This is a genomic window from Lysobacter auxotrophicus, assembly GCF_027924565.1.
In the GTDB taxonomy this organism is placed as follows: Bacteria; Pseudomonadota; Gammaproteobacteria; order Xanthomonadales; family Xanthomonadaceae; genus Lysobacter_J; species Lysobacter_J auxotrophicus.
In genome coordinates this window covers 3,288,884-3,306,534 of record NZ_AP027041.1, presented here as the reverse complement: position 1 = coordinate 3,306,534, position 17,651 = coordinate 3,288,884, and the positions used below count along the sequence as shown (strand labels likewise).

15 protein-coding genes are annotated in these 17,651 nt (G+C 67.2%); 10 read left to right on the top strand and 5 right to left on the bottom strand.

What is annotated here, in order from left to right:
- Nucleotides 1-123: 123 nt before the first annotated feature.
- Together LA521A_RS15040 and LA521A_RS15035 are read left to right on the top strand one after the other, a co-directional pair.
- Nucleotides 124-1,452, top strand: a complete 1,329-nt coding sequence (locus LA521A_RS15040) for an NTP/NDP exchange transporter (RefSeq protein WP_281779673.1) — start codon at nucleotides 124-126, stop codon at nucleotides 1,450-1,452.
- Between the two features lie 214 nt (nucleotides 1,453-1,666).
- Entirely contained in the window at nucleotides 1,667-2,017 is a 351-nt protein-coding gene (locus LA521A_RS15035; RefSeq protein ID WP_281779672.1) for a DUF1304 domain-containing protein, read from the top strand.
- Nucleotides 2,018-2,393: 376 nt separating this feature from the next.
- Here LA521A_RS15035 and LA521A_RS15030 read toward each other — a convergent pair whose 3' ends face one another.
- From LA521A_RS15030 to LA521A_RS15020, 3 genes are all read right to left on the bottom strand, one after another.
- On the bottom strand, nucleotides 2,394-2,861 hold the full coding sequence (locus LA521A_RS15030) for a hotdog fold domain-containing protein (RefSeq protein ID WP_281779671.1): 468 nt from the start codon (nucleotides 2,859-2,861) through the stop codon (nucleotides 2,394-2,396).
- Between the two features lie 75 nt (nucleotides 2,862-2,936).
- Entirely contained in the window at nucleotides 2,937-5,405 is a 2,469-nt protein-coding gene (locus LA521A_RS15025; protein WP_281779670.1) for an acyl-CoA dehydrogenase, read from the bottom strand.
- On the bottom strand, nucleotides 5,402-5,593 hold the full coding sequence (locus LA521A_RS15020) for a hypothetical protein (RefSeq protein WP_281779669.1): 192 nt from the start codon (nucleotides 5,591-5,593) through the stop codon (nucleotides 5,402-5,404). Before LA521A_RS15020 ends, LA521A_RS15025 begins: the two co-directional genes overlap by 4 nt.
- A gap of 69 nt (nucleotides 5,594-5,662) precedes the next feature.
- Between LA521A_RS15020 and LA521A_RS15015 the strand changes: the two genes are divergently transcribed.
- The 8 genes from LA521A_RS15015 to LA521A_RS14980 all read left to right on the top strand — a co-directional run bounded on the left by LA521A_RS15015 (nucleotide 5,663) and on the right by LA521A_RS14980 (nucleotide 13,538).
- Nucleotides 5,663-6,325: a TetR/AcrR family transcriptional regulator gene (locus LA521A_RS15015; RefSeq protein WP_281779668.1), complete on the top strand. Its 663-nt coding sequence runs from the start codon at nucleotides 5,663-5,665 to the stop codon at nucleotides 6,323-6,325.
- Between the two features lie 47 nt (nucleotides 6,326-6,372).
- Nucleotides 6,373-8,178 (top strand): phosphoenolpyruvate carboxykinase (GTP), encoded by a 1,806-nt coding sequence (locus LA521A_RS15010; protein WP_281779667.1) that lies wholly within the window; start codon nucleotides 6,373-6,375, stop codon nucleotides 8,176-8,178.
- A 7-nt stretch (nucleotides 8,179-8,185) separates the two neighbouring features.
- Nucleotides 8,186-8,770, top strand: a complete 585-nt coding sequence (locus LA521A_RS15005) for a 2OG-Fe(II) oxygenase (RefSeq protein ID WP_281779666.1) — start codon at nucleotides 8,186-8,188, stop codon at nucleotides 8,768-8,770.
- Nucleotides 8,771-8,796: 26 nt separating this feature from the next.
- Nucleotides 8,797-9,825 carry a hypothetical protein gene (locus LA521A_RS15000; protein WP_281779665.1) on the top strand — a complete coding sequence of 343 codons (1,029 nt, stop codon included), beginning with the start codon at nucleotides 8,797-8,799 and terminating at the stop codon, nucleotides 9,823-9,825.
- Complete coding sequence (locus LA521A_RS14995) at nucleotides 9,822-11,402, top strand: tetratricopeptide repeat-containing sulfotransferase family protein (protein WP_281779664.1); 1,581 nt, start codon at nucleotides 9,822-9,824, stop codon at nucleotides 11,400-11,402. Before LA521A_RS15000 ends, LA521A_RS14995 begins: the two co-directional genes overlap by 4 nt.
- 32 nt (nucleotides 11,403-11,434) lie before the next feature.
- Complete coding sequence (locus LA521A_RS14990) at nucleotides 11,435-12,031, top strand: RNA polymerase sigma factor (protein ID WP_281779663.1); 597 nt, start codon at nucleotides 11,435-11,437, stop codon at nucleotides 12,029-12,031.
- On the top strand, nucleotides 12,028-12,546 hold the full coding sequence (locus tag LA521A_RS14985; protein ID WP_281779662.1) for a hypothetical protein: 519 nt from the start codon (nucleotides 12,028-12,030) through the stop codon (nucleotides 12,544-12,546). The genes LA521A_RS14990 and LA521A_RS14985 overlap by 4 nt, the downstream gene beginning before the upstream one ends.
- Before the next feature lie 74 nt (nucleotides 12,547-12,620).
- The gene (locus tag LA521A_RS14980; protein WP_281779661.1) at nucleotides 12,621-13,538 is read left to right on the top strand and encodes a DUF4097 family beta strand repeat-containing protein; all 918 of its coding nucleotides are present in this window, start codon (nucleotides 12,621-12,623) and stop codon (nucleotides 13,536-13,538) included.
- Between the two features lie 100 nt (nucleotides 13,539-13,638).
- Here LA521A_RS14980 and LA521A_RS14975 read toward each other — a convergent pair whose 3' ends face one another.
- Both LA521A_RS14975 and LA521A_RS14970 read right to left on the bottom strand, forming a co-directional pair.
- On the bottom strand, nucleotides 13,639-14,298 hold the full coding sequence (locus LA521A_RS14975) for a TIGR02466 family protein (RefSeq protein ID WP_281779660.1): 660 nt from the start codon (nucleotides 14,296-14,298) through the stop codon (nucleotides 13,639-13,641).
- Between the two features lie 106 nt (nucleotides 14,299-14,404).
- Nucleotides 14,405-17,422 (bottom strand): TonB-dependent receptor, encoded by a 3,018-nt coding sequence (locus tag LA521A_RS14970; RefSeq protein ID WP_281779659.1) that lies wholly within the window; start codon nucleotides 17,420-17,422, stop codon nucleotides 14,405-14,407.
- Nucleotides 17,423-17,651 lie beyond the last annotated feature (229 nt).

Sequence of the window (17,651 nt, the reverse complement as noted above, 5' to 3'; positions counted from 1 at the left end):
CTCCCGCCGTGCACCGGCGGCGACGCATCCGGTCCGGTTGCGGCACGATGGCCGGCCTTCGAGGTAAAGCCCCGTCGTCGACGGCGGTTAAACTCGCCGCACCTTCCCCGGAGCTCCACCGCGATGCCGCAGGCTCACGACGACCGCGTGCCCGCCGTCCCGGGCGGCCGCATCCGCGGCGGGGAATGGCCCGCGGTGGCGCTGTCCTTCGCCTATTTCTTCTGCGTGCTGGCGGCGTACTACGTGATCCGGCCGCTGCGCGAGCAGCTGACCGCGGCCGTTGGTTCGACGCAGCTGCCGTGGTTCTACGGCGCGACCTTCATCGCCACGCTGGTGCTGACGCCGGTATTCGCCTGGCTCATCGCGCGCTACTCGCGGCGCATCGTCGTGCCGTTGGTGTACCTGTTCTTCATCGGCTGCCTGTTCGCGTTCGTGCCGCTGTTCGCCGATCCCTCGCTGATCGGTCCGCGCGCGCTGGGCACGGTGTTCTTCGTGTGGGTCAGCGTGTTCAACCTGTTCGTGGTGTCGGTGTTCTGGATCTTCATGTCCGACATCTGGAACATGGAACAGGCCAAGCGGCTGTTCCCCGTCATCGCCGTCGCGGGCACCTGCGGCGCGCTCGCGGGCCCGACGCTCACCGCGACGCTGGTCAACATCATCGGCGTGGCGCCGCTGCTGCTGGTGTCGGCGTCGCTGCTGGGCGTGGCGGTGGTGTGCATCGTGCTGCTCGGGCGCTGGGCGCGGACGCACGGCGAACGGCGGTTCGAAGCCGCGCATGAAGCGCCGATCGGTGGCGGCATGCTCGACGGCCTCAAGCAGGTGTTCACCGACCCGTTCATGCGCAACATGGCGATCCTGCTGCTGCTTGCCGATGGCATCGGCACGGTGAACTACGCGCTGGTCGCCGACTATTCGGGCGCGACGTTCACCGATGCGGTCTCGCGCACTGCGTTCGCCGCGCGCGTGGACCAGGTGGCGAACGTGCTCACGGTCCTCACCCAGCTCACGCTGACGCGCTGGCTGCTGCCGCGTCGTGGGCCAGGGCCGGTGATCCTGGTGTGGGCGGTGGTGAGCATGTTCGCGTTGTCGCTGGTGGTGTTCTCGCCCGACCCGCACGCGCCGATGGCGTTCGGTTTCCCTGCGGTGGCGATCGCCCTGATCGTCAGTCGCGGCCTGGCCTACGGCATGGCCGAACCGGCGCGCCACAGCCTCTACGCACGCGTGCCGCGCAACGTCCGCTACAAGGGCCAGAACGCGGTGGACACCGCGGTGTGGCGCTTCGGCGACACGGCCATCGCGCTTGGCATGAACGCACTGCGCACGCTGGGCGTCAGCATCGGCGCGTTCGCCGGCATCAGCGCGCTCGCCGCGCTGAGCGCGGCGACGATCGGCTGGCGCATGTCGCGGCGCGTCGAGGAATCGCCGCAGCCGGAGGCGCAACCGGCGACGTAGTGCGTCCGCCGAAGAACGCGCGTCGGATCGGCGTCAGCCGGGCGAAGACCGGGACCCAGGTCGTCACGCCATACGCCGCATCGCTTCGCTCTGTGGCCCACCCCTGCGGAACACGTGCATCACGCCGCGGCAACCGCTACGGTGCGCGTGTCAGCCTCGGGCCCGGCCTTCGCCGGGATGACGGCTTCCAGAGGCAGTCGCGCGGAGAACCGGAATGTCCATGCTCGTGTTGCTGCTGATCGCCCTCGTCGCACTCCTGCACGCCTACTTCCTGGTGCTGGAGATGTTCCTGTGGACGCGCCCGCTGGGCATGAAGGTTTTCCGCCTCACGCGCGAGAAGGCCGAGTCGACGAAGGTCCTCGCCGCGAACCAGGGCCTCTACAACGGCTTCCTCGCCGCGGGCCTCGTCTGGTCGATCATCGGCGAACGCCGCGACGTCGCGACGTTCTTCCTCGCCTGCGTCGTCATCGCCGGCGTGTTCGGCGCGGCGACGGTCAACAAGCGGATCTTCTACGTGCAAGCGGTGCCGGCGCTGGTGGCTGGTTTAGCCGTATTGATCCGCTGAGCAGTTCATCGGGTGTGGTAGCGCCGCTTGAACTCCACGCGATCGGAGAATGCCTTTTTGCCGAGGTGCACTCCCCCGACAATGCAGTGCCGAACACGGCCCATCCGATCCACGGGTGGAGACTGAAGCCAAGCCAAAAGCCGAGAACCACCGCTAAGAGCAGAATCCATACATAGGCCATCGGCGGGACGCCGTACTCGACTTCTGCATGGCAACCGCGGCATACCGTTGCGCCATGAGGCACGTTCTCGTTCAAGCAGTGAGGGCAGGTTAGTGTGGACATCGAACATTCCCCGAGGACTCGACATGCCAAGGGTCGCTAGCTTCGGTGCCCGGCACCATGGGAATGTTTCGTTTCCCGTCTATCCTCGGCCACCTACTTCCTCGGCGACACCCACATCGAGATCGATGCGCGGAAGACCGCTTCGCCCGCGTCGTTCTTCACGATGACGGTGACGGGCAGTTCGTAACCCGACGCGGATTCGACCAGCGGGACGTCCGGCGTCGCGACGCCGTGCATCGTGCCGGTCGCCTTCTTCAAATACTCGACCGTCATGCCCTTGGGGATCCAGCGCATCGACGGCGGCAAGGTCGCATCGGTCATGACGCCGGCGGCCAGTTCGGCGAGGTTGCACAGCGCGATCGCGTGCACGGTGCCGATGTGGTTGTGGACGCGGCGGCGGTCGCGGATGCGCACCTCGCAGCAGTTCGGCGCCAGCGACACGATGCGTGGCGCGATGGTGCCGAAGTAGGGCGCCTTGAAGCAGATCGCGCGCGAGAACAGCCAGTGTCCGGCGGGCCAGCGGGTGATCTTGCGATACAGCGAGAGCAGGGGCGTCGACATGCGATGTCCTTCGTGGGCCGGATAGCACGACGGCGGGACATGCCCGCCGTCGTGTGGTCGTTGCGAGGTCGCCGGTCAGGCGGCGTAGCGGTTGTCCTGCTTGCCGATCTGCGAGGTCGCGGCGCGCAGCTCCTCGGGATCGAAGTCGTCGACGCTGATCGTGTCGATCGTCAGCTCGCGCAGCTCTTCCAGCTGGCGACGCTCGTCGGCGGTGATCCAGCCCTCGCGCACGCCTTCCTCCAGCTGCGCGGCGAAATCGTGCGCCTCGATGCCCTTCTGCTTGAGCGCCTTGAGGAACTTGCGCTCCACCGGCTCGGCCAGCACGGCCTTCTGCAGGTAACTGGCGATGCGGCCGCCCGGGTTGTTCGCCGTCGGCGTGAGGAACACGCCCTTGGCGAGACGATCGCGTGCTTCGTTCGGCGACATCAGCAGGGATGCGACCTTGTGGCCGAGGCGATCGCTCGGGTACTGCGCGCGGCGGCCCAGCGGGAACACCAGCGCCCACAGCAGCCAGCCGATCGGACGGATCGGGAAGTTGCGCAGCGCGCCGGAGAACGCCTTTTCGATCTTGAAGGTCGCATTGTGGATCGACCACGCCAGCAGCGGCTGGTCGGTCACCGGGCAGCCTTCGTCCTGGTAGCGCTTGAGCAGCGCGCTGGCGATGTACAGGTTGCTCAGCACGTCGCCGAGGCGGCCCGACAGCGATTCCTTGAACTTCAGCTTGCCGCCGAGCAGCAGCATCGAGGTATCCGCGCACAGCGCCAGCGCCGCCGAATAGCGGTTGAGCTTGCGGTAGTAACGGCGCGTGTACGCATCGCCCGGCGCCTTGCCGAAGCGCGCGGACGTCAGGCCGAACCAGAACGAACGCACGGCGTTGGAAATCGCGAAACCGATGTGCCCGAACAGGTTGCGGTCGAACTCGCGCAGGCGCTCGTCCGGATCGGGCAGCGTGGCGGCCTTCATTTCCTTCAGCACCCACGGGTGGCACAGGATCGCGCCCTGGCCGAAAATCATCAGCGAGCGCGTCATGATGTTCGCGCCTTCCACCGTGATCATGATCGGCGCCGCCTGCCAGTTGCGGCCGGCGAAGTTGCGCGGCCCCAGAATGATGCCCTTGCCGCCGATGATGTCCATCGTGTCGCGTGCGACTTCACGGCCCAGTTCGGTGCAGTGGTACTTCGAGATCGTCGACGGCACCGCCGGCAGTTCGCCGCGCGCCACTGCGGCGGCCGAGGCTTCGGCCAGCGCGCTGATCGTGTACGCATTGCCGCCGATGCGGGCGAGCGCTTCCTCCACGCCTTCGAAGCGGCCGACCGACAGGCCGAACTGCTTGCGGATGCGCGCGTAGGAACCGGTGACGACGGCGCCGAACTTCGAACCGCCCGAGGCGGTGGACGGCAGCGTGATCGAACGGCCGATCGACAGGCATTCGACCAGCATCTGCCAGCCCTTGCCGGCGTAGGCTTCGCCGCCGATCAGCTGGCTCAGCGGGATGAAGACGTCCTTGCCGCGGATCGGGCCGTTCTGGAACGGGCTGTTGAGCGGCATCGCGCGGCGGCCGATCTCGACGCCGGCGGTGTCGCGCGGCAGCAGCGCCAGCGTGATGCCGATGTCTTCCTTGTCGCCGATGAGGCCTTCCGGGTCGTACATGCGGAACGCCAGGCCGATCAGCGTGGCGACCGGGGCGAGCGTGATGTAGCGCTTGTCGAAGGTCAGCTTCACGCCGACCACGCGCGCGCCGTTCCATTCGCCCATGCAGACGATGCCGTAGTCGGGGATCGACGTCGCGTCCGAACCCGCCCACGGACCGGTCAGGCCGAAGCAGGGCACTTCACGGCCGTCGGCCAGGCGCGGCAGGTAATGGTCCTTCTGTTCCTGCGTGCCGTAGTGCATCAGCAGCTCGGCCGGGCCGAGCGAGTTCGGCACGCCGACGGTGGAGGACACCACCGACGACATCGACGCCAGCTTCTGGATCACCTTGTGGTTACCCAGCGCGGTGAAGCCCAGGCCGCCGTATTCCTTCGGCACGATCATGCCGAAGAACTTGTTCTTCTTGATGAAGTCCCACAGCTCCGGCGACAGATCGGCGTCGACGTGCGTGATCTGCCAGTCGTCGATCATCTTGCACAGTTCTTCGACCGGGCCGTCGAGGAAGGCCTGCTCGTCGGCGCTCAGCGTCGGCCGCGGCTGGTTGTGCAGCACGTCCCAGTCGGGCTTGCCGGAGAACAGCTGGCCTTCCCAGCCGACGGTGCCGGCTTCCAGCGCGACGCGCTCGGTTTCCGACAACGGCGGCAGGATCTTGGTGTAGAAGCCCAGCAGCGGCTTGGTGATGAACGGCAGGCGGAACTGCGGCAGCAGCAGCGGCACCGCGATCACCGCGGTGACGATGGCGGCCACGACCGTCGCCGTGCCGCTGGCGCCGAGGAGCCAGCACGCGACCAACGCGGTCGCGGTCAGCGCCGCCCAGACCGGAAGTCGAAGGCGATGGTAGGCGGCGATGGCGCCGACCAGCAGGAAGGCAATGAAGGGAATCGCGATGCTCATGACAGCGCTCCAGCAGCGGTGCGGCGGTACGTATAGAAGGTATGTTGGGTCGGGTCGCGGCGATGCGCAGGCGCCTGGCGGGAAACGAGGCATTCAAGCGCGCGCATCAAACGCTTGCCATACGGACGAGTATGGTAATATCGCCGCGTACCTGTCAACTCGCTTTCCCCATTGTCGGCGGCCTTCATGCCTTCTTTCGGGGTTCTTGACGGCCTGCATACTGTTCCCGCCACTGGCGTATGGTTAAACTTGAAACCATGAGCTCAGACGCCCAGACGAAGCACGAAGGAGCCGGCCAGGATCGCCCCGGCGAAAGCGGACCCGGCGACAGGGCGGCGCACGCGAAGCCCGCGCCCGAACGCACCGGCCGGCTCAGCGCCGACGATTGGGCCCAGGCCGCGCTCGACCTGATCGCCGAACAGGGCGTCGCCGCCGTCGCGGTCGAACCGCTCGCGCGCCGGCTCGGCGTCACCAAGGGCAGCTTCTACTGGCATTTCCCCTCGCGCGACGCCCTGCTCGTCGCTGCGTTGGAGCGCTGGGAGAAGGTCGAACAGGAAACCGTCTTCGGCCAGCTCGAACCCATTTCCGACCCACGCGAGCGCCTGCGCGCGCTGTTCACGCTGGTCGCGCACGAGTTCAAGTCGCACGTCATCTATTCCGAGCTGCTCAAGGCGCTGGATCATCCGGCGGTGCAGCCGGTCATCGGGCGCGTGTCGGAGCGTCGCCTGGAATACCTGACCGCCTCGTTCCGACAGGCCGGGCTCAGCCGGACCGACGCCCAGCATCGCGCCCGCCTGCTCTACGCGGCGTACGTCGGCTTCCTGCAGCTGAACCTGCAGCTGCACCAGGCGCGCATGCAGCACGACGAGTTCGAGGCGTACGTCGAGCACATGATGGCGACGCTCATCCCGTCAGCCTGAAAACCAGTTTCCCCTGAAAACCGGCCCCCGCTGGAGGTAGTTCCGCAATGAATGCCATTTCCCATGACGTCGCCAAACCTGCCGTCGCGCCGGGGAGCCAGGGCAGCAAGCTCGCCGCCCTCAACGCCTGGGTCGCCGAAGTCGCCGCGCTGACCAAGCCCGACGCGATCCACTGGTGCGACGGCAGCGATGCCGAGAACGCCGCGCTCATCGCGCAGATGGAGGCCGACGGCACGCTCGTCAAGCTCAACGAGTCCACGCATCCGAACAGCTACCTGCACCGCTCGCATCCGGACGACGTCGCTCGTGTCGAGCACCTCACCTTCGTCTGCACGAGCAGGCAGGACGACGCGGGTCCGAACAACCACTGGATGGCCCCGGCCGACGGCCACGCGAAGATGGACGCGCTCTTCGACGGCTGCATGAAGGGCCGCACGATGTACGTGATCCCGTACTGCATGGGCCCGATCGATTCGCCGCTGTCGCGTTGCGGCGTGGAGATCACCGATAGCCCGTACGTCGTGGCGAACATGCGCATCATGACGCGTATGGGCGCGCCGTCGCTGGCGCGCATCGAGCGCGAAGGCACGTTCGTGAAGGGTCTGCACTCCATCGGGGAGCTCGATCCGGAGCGCCGTTTCATCATGCATTTCCCGGAAGAACTTACGATCAAGTCGTTCGGTTCGGGCTACGGCGGCAACGCGCTGCTGGGCAAGAAGTGCCATGCGCTGCGCATCGCCTCGCACCAGGCGCGTTCGGAAGGCTGGCTCGCCGAGCACATGCTGATCCTCGGCCTGGAAAACCCGCAGGGCGAGACGCATTACATCGCCGCGGCGTTCCCGTCGGCGTGCGGCAAGACCAACCTGGCGATGCTGATTCCGCCGGAAGGCTATCGCGCGAAGGGCTGGAAGGTCTGGACCGTCGGCGACGATATCTGCTGGATGCGCCCGGGCGCGGACGGCCGCCTCTACGCGATCAACCCGGAAGCCGGCTTCTTCGGCGTCGCGCCGGGCACCTCGGCCAAGTCGAACCCGAACGCGCTCAAGTCGATCCAGAGCAACACCATCTTCACCAACGTCGGCGTCACCGCCGACAACCAGCCGTGGTGGGAAGGCCTGGACGACGGCCAGACGCCGGTCACCGACTGGCGCGGCAACGCCTACGACCCGGCGAAGGGCCCGGCGGCACATCCCAACTCCCGCTTCACCGTGAGCGCGAAGCAGTGCCCGAGCTACTCGCCGGAAGCCGAGAACGCCGCGGGCGTGCCGATCAGCGCGATCGTCTTTGGCGGTCGCCGCCCGTCGCTGGTGCCGCTGGTGTTCGAAGCGCGCGACTGGACGCACGGCGTGCTGGTCGGCGCCGCGATGGGGTCGGAAACCACCGCCGCCGCCACGGGCGCGGTCGGCGTGATGCGCCGCGATCCAATGGCGATGAAGCCCTTCTGCGGCTACAACTTCGCCGACTACTTCACGCACTGGCTCTCGTTCGACCAGGCCGGCGCGAACCTGCCGAAGATCTTCCACGTCAACTGGTTCCGCAAGGGCGACGACGGCTCGTTCCTGTGGCCGGGGTTCGGCGAGAACCTGCGCGTGCTGGAGTGGATGATCCAGCGCGTGAAGGGCGAGGCCGGTTCGGTCGAAACGCCGATCGGCCACCTGCCGAAGGACGACGAGATCAACCTCGACGGCGTGCAGCTGACCGACGAGGCGCGCGCGAAGTTGTTCGGTTTCGAGCGCGAGGGCTGGCAGGCGGAGTTCGCCAGCATCGGCGAATACCTCGACGAATACGGCCCGCGCATGCCGCAGGCGTTGAAGGACGAGCAGCAGCGCATCGCCAAGGCACTGGGCAACTGAGGCCTGCATGACACCGAACCCCGCCGCGCTCGCGGCCAGTCGTGAATTCGAGATCGACGGCCGCCCGCTGCGGGTGTTCGACGGGCACCTGCCCAACGTGGCGGACTACGTGCGCGGCCTGGCGAAGGCCGCGTTCACCCGCACCGAAGTCGCCCGGCCTGAGACGGCGGAGCACAAGCACTGGGCCACGGAAGTGAAGCTCGAGGCGCTCGTGCAGCAGCCGATCTTCGAGGTCACCGCGCGCGCGGTGCTGGGGTTCACCACGCGCGAATACGGCTACCGACCGTACCGCGCGTACACCAACGTCGCCACGTTCGGCGACATGCTTTTCAGTCATACCGACTGCCTGCCCGAGCAGCATGACCTCACCGCGCTGTGGTACCTGTGCGAGCAGTGGGACCTGGAGTGGGGCGGCGAGACGATGTTCTTCGACGCGAACGACGAAGTGGCCGCCGCGGTGCAGCCGCGTCCGGGCAGGCTGGTGATCTTCGACGGTGCGATCAAGCACGTCGGCCGTCCGCCCAATCGCATCTGCTACGCGCCGCGCTACACGTTCGCGATCAAGTTCGAACGCCAGCGCGCCCCGGCCTGACCGCACATCCGACCCGGGGAGGGCGCGTGGAAACCACGAGCTTCGAAGCCACGTTGCCGACGCACGCGAGCGACGCGCGGTGGTTCCCCGTGGACCTGCACGTACCCGATCGCCGCTTCGACATGGCGATGCTCGACGCCGGCGTGCTGGAGCGTTCGACCTTCCTCGACACACGACTGGACGCGACGCTTGCGTCCGTCGAGCCGATCGCGGCCGACCGCTTCGCGATGCTGCCGCAGCGCACCCCGGCATGGTTGTTCCACACCTCGTTCTGCGGTTCGACGCTGCTCGCGCGCGCCGCGCACCTGCCCGCGCACCACGTAGCGCTGAAGGAGCCGCTGGTCCTGCGGCGACTGGCCGACGCGCGGCACGCGGGCTGGTCGATCGACGGGCTCTGCGACATCGCCGTGCGGCTGCTGTCGCGCCCATGGACGCCCGATGGCGACGTGCTGGTGAAGGCCACGCATGCCGCGCTGAACATCGCGCCGGACCTGCTGCGTGTCACGCCGGACAGCCGCGCGGTGCTGCTGACCTCGACCTTGGACGATTTCCTCGTCTCGAACCTCAAGAAAACCCCGGAAACGCAGGCGAAAGTGCCCGAGCTCGCCGAGCGCGCGCTGCGCGCCGGAACGCTGCACGCGCGGCTACCCGCGCAGGCGCTGCAGCCGCCGGACCTGCTGTGCGCGGTGGCGCTGCAGTGGGCGGCGCAACGCGATCTGCTCGCCGGCCTCGTGCGCGGGTTCGGCGAACGCGTGCGCGTGCTGGATTTCGCCACGCTTGCTGACGATCCGGAAAACGTCGTCGTCGCCTGCGCACGCTGGTGGCGATGGTCATCGCCGGAGAACGCATTGCGCGAGCGCACCCGCGAGGTCGCCCATCGCAACGCGAAGGCGATGGCCGTGGAATACAGCGCGCAGCAACGCGAACAGGAAGCGCGGATGGTGCAGGCGCGGTTCGGTACCGAACTGGCCCGCGCCCGCGACTGGGCCGAACGCTTTGTCCTTCCGTACCTGGGAACGCCGCTGCCGATGCAACCGCCGCAGGAGTGGACATGAACGTCGCAACGCTCTGGCAGCGCGCCGAGACCTACGCCAAGCAGGGCCAGTGGGCTGCCGCGCTGTCCGCCTACGACGGCGTGCTCGAACACGACCCCGGCCACGTCATGGCCATGCTGCGCGCCTCGCGCATGGCGCTGTCGCTCGGCCGTTATCGCGATTCGCGCGACTACGCCGTGCGCGCGCTGGCGGCGCGGCCGCAAGGCGACGAGGCGGTACTGAACCTCGCGCGCGCGCTTCGTCTGTTCAACGAGCCCGCGTTGCTGATGGAGTGCCTGGCGCATTCGCGCTGGGAGGAGCGGCGTTCCGCTGCGTGGCTGACGGAAGTCGCCATGCTGGTGAGCACCAGCGGCGAGAACGAACTGGCGATGCAATTGCTGGACCTTGCCGTGCAGCGCGACGCGCGGCACGCGCCGGCGCGCTATTTCCGCGGCGTGGTGCACATGTTCTTCGGCCAGATGGACGAGGCCGATCGCGAACTGGAGCAGTGCATCGCCATCCTGCCGACTTACGCGCAGGCGCACTGGGTGCTTTCGCGCCTGCGCAAGCAGACGCCGGACAACAACCACGTCGCGCGCATGAAGGCGCTCATCCCGCGCGTGCCGCCGGGCAGCGAAAGCCGCGTGTACCTCGCCTACGCCGTGCACAACGAGACGCACGACATCGGCGCCTACGAGGAATCCTGGCAGGCGCTCGACCACGCCTGCCGCACCAAGCGCCAGCTCACGCCGCACGACCGGACCGACGCACGACGCATGTTCGAAGGCCTGATGAAGACGTGCGATGCCGCGTTCGTCGACGCCGGGCGCGCCCACGCCGACGAACCGGCGCCGTACCGGCCGGTGTTCGTCGTCGGCATGCACCGCTCCGGCAGCACGTTGCTGGAGCAACTGCTGGGCGGGCATCCGGACGTCACCGATGGCGGCGAGACGTACTCGTTCACCTCGCAGATGCGCTACTTCGCCGACTACCGCAGCCGCGGCGTGCTCGACGCGGAACTGGTGCGGCGGGCGGACAAGGTCGATTACGCCGCGCTCGGCCGGCGTTTCCTGGAGCACACGGCCGCGCGCACGAAGGGCAGGGCGGTGCTGACCGAGAAGCTGCCGTCGAACTTCCTCAACCTGGGCTTCATCGCCCGCGCCCTGCCGCACGCGCGCATCCTGCACATGGTGCGCGACCCGGTCGACACGTGCTTTTCGAACCTGCGCACGATGTTCTCCGACGTGAATACGTTCTCCTACGACCAGCGCGAACTGGCCGAGTGGTACGGCCAGTACCGGCGGCTGATGGACCACTGGCACGCGGTGATGCCGGGCCGGATCCTGGACGTACGCTACGACGCGCTGGTGGCCGACCCCGAAGGCGTGATGCGACAGGTGCTCGCGTTCTGCGGCCTGCCGTGGGACACGGCGGCGACCACACTGGACCGTCCCGGCGCCGTGGCGACCGCCAGCAGCCCGCAGATGCGTGGCGGCATCATCAAGGACCGCAAGGCAGCCTGGGCGCCGTACGCCGACAAGCTGGGTCCGCTGCTCGAAGGCCTGGCCCCCTGGCGTGAGCCGACGCCGGCCCCTTAAACCCGCGCTCCGTTCGGCGCATCCATAGGGACATGCTGACCGTCGTGACCGAAAGCCTGACCGATGCCCCCGCCGTCCCCGACGACGGCAGCGAGGAGCGCAGCCTGGTGGCGGCGGCCGCGCGCGGCGAGATGCGGGCCTTCGAGGCGCTGTATCGCCGCCATGCCGGCCGCGTCCATGGCGTGATCGCCCGGCTGGTCGGCGGCCACGGCGCCCGTGCCGAGGACCTGACGCAGGAAGCCTTCGTCCGCGCGTGGCAGGCGTTGCCGGCGTTCCGGTTCGAGTCGTCGTTCTCGACCTGGCTGCACCGGCTGGCCGTCAACACCGCGCTGATGGAACTGCGCAGCCGCCGCAGCCGGCCTCAGGACGAGGGCGACTCGGACGAGGAAATCTTCGACCTGATCGGCAGCGCCGATTCGGCCGGACATACCACCGCGCTGTCCATGGACCTGGACCGCGCCGTCGCCAGCCTGCCGCCGCGCGCCCGCGCGGTGCTGGTCCTGTACGACGTGGAAGGCTGGAAGCACGAGGAGATCGCCGCCGAACTCGGCATGGCGGTCGGCAGTTCGAAAGCGCAATTGCATCGCGCGCGCAACCTGTTGCGCGACCGGTTGGAGGCACACGGATGAACACCAAGCACACTGACGACACCCGCGACGACCTGCCCGATGCGCTGCGCTGGCAGCTTCGGGCGATGCGCCGCGACGAAGCGCCCGAACGCGACCTGTGGGCCGGCATCGCGCAGCGCATCCAGGCGCAGCCGCGCCAGGTCGCACCGCAGCGGCCGCGCTGGATCGCGCCGGTCGCGATGGCCGCCACGCTCGTACTGGCCGTCGGCATGATCGGCCTGTGGCGCGACGGCGCGCAGGGTCCGGCGAATCCGGGCGCGGAATCCGCGCCGCGCGAAACGCTCGTGCAGCTGGAAGCGCACGGCATGCAGCGCCAGTACCAGGCCGCGATGATCGAAGTCGGCCCCGGCCGGCCGCCGGCGGAACTGCAGCCGGCGTTCGACGAACTCGATCGCAATGCGGCACTGATCCTCGACGCATTGGCCCACGACCCCAACTCGCGCCTGCTGCTGGAGCAGCTTCGCAGGACCTACGCGCGCCGACTCGCACTTGCGCAACGTGTCGCCTACGCATGACGGTAGCCATCCAGATGCCGCGATCCACCCACCTGCAACCCCAAGAACCGAAGCCCGATTCCCGGAGAACGTCCATGACCCGCGCCCACATCCAACGCCTCGCATTCGGCCTGGCCCTGCTGACGGCGCACGGCGCCTTCGCCGCCACGCCGATCAACGAGTCGCGTCCGCTGGACCCGCGCGGCCGGGTCGAGATCGAAAACCTCAAGGGCAACGTCCAGGTCCGCGCCTGGGACAAGCCGGAAGTGAAGATCGAAGGCAGCCTCGGTCAGGGCGTGGAACGCCTGGAAATCGACGGCGACCGCGAGCACCTCAGCATCCGCGTGAAGTACCCCAACCGCAGCGGCATGGGCGTGTTCGGCGGAAGCGACAAGAGCGAGCCGACCGACCTGGTGCTGATGGTGCCGATCCGCGCCGACCTCGACATCGACGTGGTCTCCGCCGACGTGAACATCGAAGGTGTCGCGTCGAACGAGCTGTCGGTCGACTCGGTCAGCGGCGAGGTCACCGTCGCCGCCGCGCCGCGCGAAGCCGACTTCGACAGCGTCAGCGGCGACCTGATGCTCACCATCAATTCCAGCCGCGTCAGCGCGGAAACGGTGAGCGGCGACCTCAACCTGCGCGGCCGCCTCGACGGCGAGGTGCGCGTCGAAACGGTGTCCGGCCGCGTCGATGTGTCCACGCTCAACACGCGCGTGCAGAAGCTGTCGGGCTCTACAGTGTCGGGCGACATCCGCATCAACACCGCGCTGGCGAACAACGGCCGCGTCACGCTGGAAACCGTCAGCGGCGACCTCGACCTCACGCTGCCCAGGAGCCTGTCGGCGAACGTGCGCGGCGAGAGTTTCAGCGGCGACCTGACTGCGCCGGGCGCGCAGATCAACCGGCCCAAACACGGCCCGGGTTCGAGCTTCGACCACCGTTACGGCAACGGCGATGGCGATGTATCGATCGAAAGTTTTTCGGGCGACGCGACGTTGCGGCTGGAGTGATCGCTTGATCGGGCGCGATGCCTGAATGCAAAAAAGCCGCCTTTTTGGCGGCTTTTTTCATGTTTGTATCGCCCGGACAGGCGAGGCGCGCCGGCTTCGCTCAGCCGTTCTTCATGCCGAACCAGCAGTTGAACGCGATGGTGATGCGTTCGTCATCGCCATGGAACGGCATGACCTCGTGCTGCAGCCACGACGGGAACAGCACCAGTTGCCCGGCCTGGAAACGCACGTTCCAGGTGCCGTGGTGATACGGCGGACGCAGCCGCGCGTTGCCGGCGTCGAGGAAGTAGTTGCTGTAGTGATGCGGGTTGTGGAAGCGCAGCACGCCCGAATCGGGCCGGTCTTCCGGCGTCGTGCCCGGGTCCACGCAATACACGCCCGACCACGACGCCATCGGATGCGTGTGGTTGATGGTGAAGCCGCCCTTTCGCGTCACATGGAACCAGGTGTGCGAGAAGATCTGCAGCTGCTTCATCTCCTCGGCGCTGTAGCCGTTGAGGTCGGCGATGGTGCGGCCGAGCGTCGCCCAGCAGAACTGGCGCAGCTGCTGGATGCAGGCCTGCGGCCACGCGAACAGGTTGAAGTCGCTTTCGAACACGCCCGGCTGCTGCTGCAACGACGGATTCGGGTTCGCGTAGCGCGCGCCTTCGGCTTCGCGCGCGAGGATCAAGGCGCGCAGTTGCGGATTGATCGCGCTGGCCTCGGGCAGCACGTCCTGCGCGAAGGGAACCGAGAAGACGGGGCGGATCTCGAAGGACATGCGATCGCTGCGGCGCGTTGCGGAACCTCGAGTGTAGCCCGGCCGAACCCCGATAAAACCACGGCCCCTTTCGGGGCCGTGGCGAATGAACCATCGCGGACGAGGTTCAGAACTTCTGCGAATACCGGAAGTAGATGAAGCGTCCCGGCAGGTCGTACTGCGGATCGAACGAGTTGGCGAACGAGGTGTAGGCGATCGGCGGGTTCTTGTCGAACAGGTTGTTGATGCCGAAAGTCACCTTCGCGTTCCAGGGTGCGTTCCAGTAGACGCTCGCATCGTGGTAGGTCGCGGCACCGACGTGGTGCTCGTTCGCCGCCACGGTGGTGAAGCCGTCGCCGCCGGCCTCGCCGTCCCACACGCCGTTGCCGTTGACGTCGGTCGGCTGGCTGCGGAAGCGGTCGGTGGTCGTGCACAGCCAGCCGTAACCGTAGTCCTCGAACGTCTGGCAGGGCTCGGTCTGGTCGGAGTAGTAGCGCACGTTCCAGGTCGCGCCCCAGTCGCCCTTCTCCCAGCGCGCCGCCAGGTTCGAACGGATGCGCCAGTAGTTGAGCAGGTTCGGGCCGTCGTATTCGCCGACCAGGTTGCCGCCTTCGTTGGCCTCCATTTCGCTGCCGATGGCCGGCTCGCGGAAGACGTCCTCGCCGTAGCGACCGTCGCCGTCCAGGTCGTTGAGGAACTCGGACAGGTACGTCGTATCCCAGGTGAAGCTGAACTTGCCCCACGAGGTTTCGGGCAGGCGATAGCTCACCGTCATGTCCCAACCTTCGACCTTGGTGCCGCCGATGTTCACCGTGGTGTTGAGCAGCGTCAGGATCTCGCCACCGGGCTGGCGGCTGTAGAGATCGCAGGTCGAGCCGGTGCCGCCGGAGTCGATGCACTGCTGGATGATCGGCGCGGCGCCGACGGTGGTGATCGCGTCCTCGATCTTGATCTTCCACCAGTCCAGCGAAACGTCGAGGCCTTCGACGAAGCTCGGGCTGTAGACGAAGCCGGCGGTGGTCGATTCGGCCTTTTCCGGCTGCAGGTTCGGGTTGCCGCCGACGGTGATGCGGATCTGCGTGTTGTTCTGCGCGTAGCCGCCCTCCGGCACGCCTTCGGCGCGGCAGCGGGCCTGCGCGGGCGCGGTCTGGTTACCGAAGTTGGTCTGGTTGCAGGGGTCGCTGACCTGCGGGAAGGAGTCGGCCTGGCCGGCGAACAGTTCGGCGATCGACGGTGCACGGAAGCCTTCGGACCAGTTGCCGCGGATCAGCAGGTCTTCGATCGGCTTCCAGCGGAAACCGAACTTGCTGTTGAGCGTGTCGCCGAAGTTGCTGTAGTCCGAGTAACGCGTGGCCAGCGAGAAGTCGAGCAGCTTCGCGCCGGGCACGTCGGCAAGCACCGGAATCGCGAGTTCCAGGTACGCCTCGTCGACGGTGTAACCGCCGGATGTCGCGGTGCGCGCGTTGCCGGTGGTGTTGCCGGAATTGATCAGTGCGTCGGGGGAGTCGTAGCCGTCTTCGCTGCGGTGTTCCAGGCCGACCGAGAACCCGAGCGGACCGCCCGGCAGGTCGAACAGATCGCCGCCGATGTTGGCGTAGTAGGTCTTCTGCGTGTAGCTGTACTCGTCGTGCGCGACGAAGGTGGTGTAGTCGAGCATGTCCTGCGTGAGGCTGCCCACGCCGCCGAGCATGTTCATCGGTACGCAGCCGGCGATCGGGTCGTCGGGCGTGCCGCAGGTCGGGACGCCCTCGGCATCGATGAACGACGGACCGAGCGCGTTACCCAGCGAGATCACGTTGAACAGGCCGTTGGTGGTGTTGTTGGCCTTGTTGCGACCGTAGAAGTAACCGGCTTCCCAGTCGTAGTACTTCTCGCCCCAGTTCAACGTGCCTTCGAACCCGGCGTTCATCGCGAAGGTGCGCACGTCCTGCTCGAACCGGCGACCGCCGGTTTCCACGGCGCGACGCTGCACCCAGTCGATGTCCTCGCCGAACGGGTTGTAGATGCTGTCGGCGCTGATGACGACGTTGCCCGCGTTGGTGCCTGCGACCGGCACGCCGAGCGTGATCGGCATGGCCGCCAGCAGCTGTTCGGACTGTCGTTCGTTGTAGGTCAGCGTGGTCTTGAAGCGGACGTTGTCGGTGATGTCCACCGACGCGTTGCCGAACACCGAGCGGCGTTCCTGCGGCGTGAGCAGGTAGTTGTCGGGCGCGAAGTTGTAGATGTCGTTGTTGGTGAAGTTGCGCCAGTTGGCTGCGCCCGCGCCGGGGTTGTAGGTGAAGCTGCCGGGCGTGCCGTCGGGACGGCAGCGCGTGGCCGAGTCCGGATCGTCCGGATCGGTGAAGCACTCGCCGAAACGCATGGAGAAATTGCCGTTCGGCGTGGTCGAACTGCCGCCCAGCGCCGCGCCGGTCGTGTAGATCGGCTCCTTGGAGATGTAGCGGTCGCCCGCCCACACGGGTTCTTCCTTGACGTAGCCGAAGCCCAGCATCACGGCGAAGCGGTCGGATGCGCTGCCGATGGTGAAGTCGTACGACTGGCGGAAACCGTCGCCCTTGTCGTACACGCCGAGGTACGCGTTCGCTTCGGCGCCTTCGAAATTCTGGCGCAGGATCACGTTGACCACGCCGGCGATGGCATCCGAACCGTAGATCGCGGACGCGCCATCCTTCAGCACTTCGATGCGCTCGACCGCAGCGGTCGGGATGGAGTTGAGGTCGACCTGTCCCCCGAGGCCGGTGCCGGACGCGCCGCCGACCCAGCGACGGCCGTTGACCAGTACCAGCGTCCGGTTCGCGCCGAGGTTGCGCAGGCTGACGCCGGTGTCGCCGTTACCGCCGTTGTTGAAGGTCGTGTTGAGCGTGGAACCGTTGGCGGTGATGTTCTGGATCACGTCGCCGACGGAGGTCAGGCCCTGCGCGGTGATGTCGTCGCGACTGAGCGAGAAGATCGGCTGCGAGGTCTCGATGTCGGCGCGCTTGATGCGCGAACCGGTGACTTCGATGCGATCGAGGGTGGTCGCTTCCTGCGGGGAGGCCGGGGCGGGTTCCTGGGCCTGTGCCGCACCCATGCCCGCCGCCGTCGTTGTGCCCAGGGCGAGCGTCACGCGAATTGCGTCCCGGAGCTTCGTTGTTTTCGGATTCATCGCTCTCTCCAAGTCGGTCAAAGTTGTTCCCATGGGAACCCGCCGGGCGGAGCAAACAACCGCGCCAAGTCCGGCAAGGTCGGGCCCGATGGTAGACCTGCAGAGCGAATACTTAAAGTGTTGTTAATCTTCAACAGTCTGAACGCGCATTGTTTCATTTCTGAAACGATCGCAAAAAACTACGGCCCCTTTCGGGGCCGTAGTTATGACGCAAGTGCCGTTCGTACCG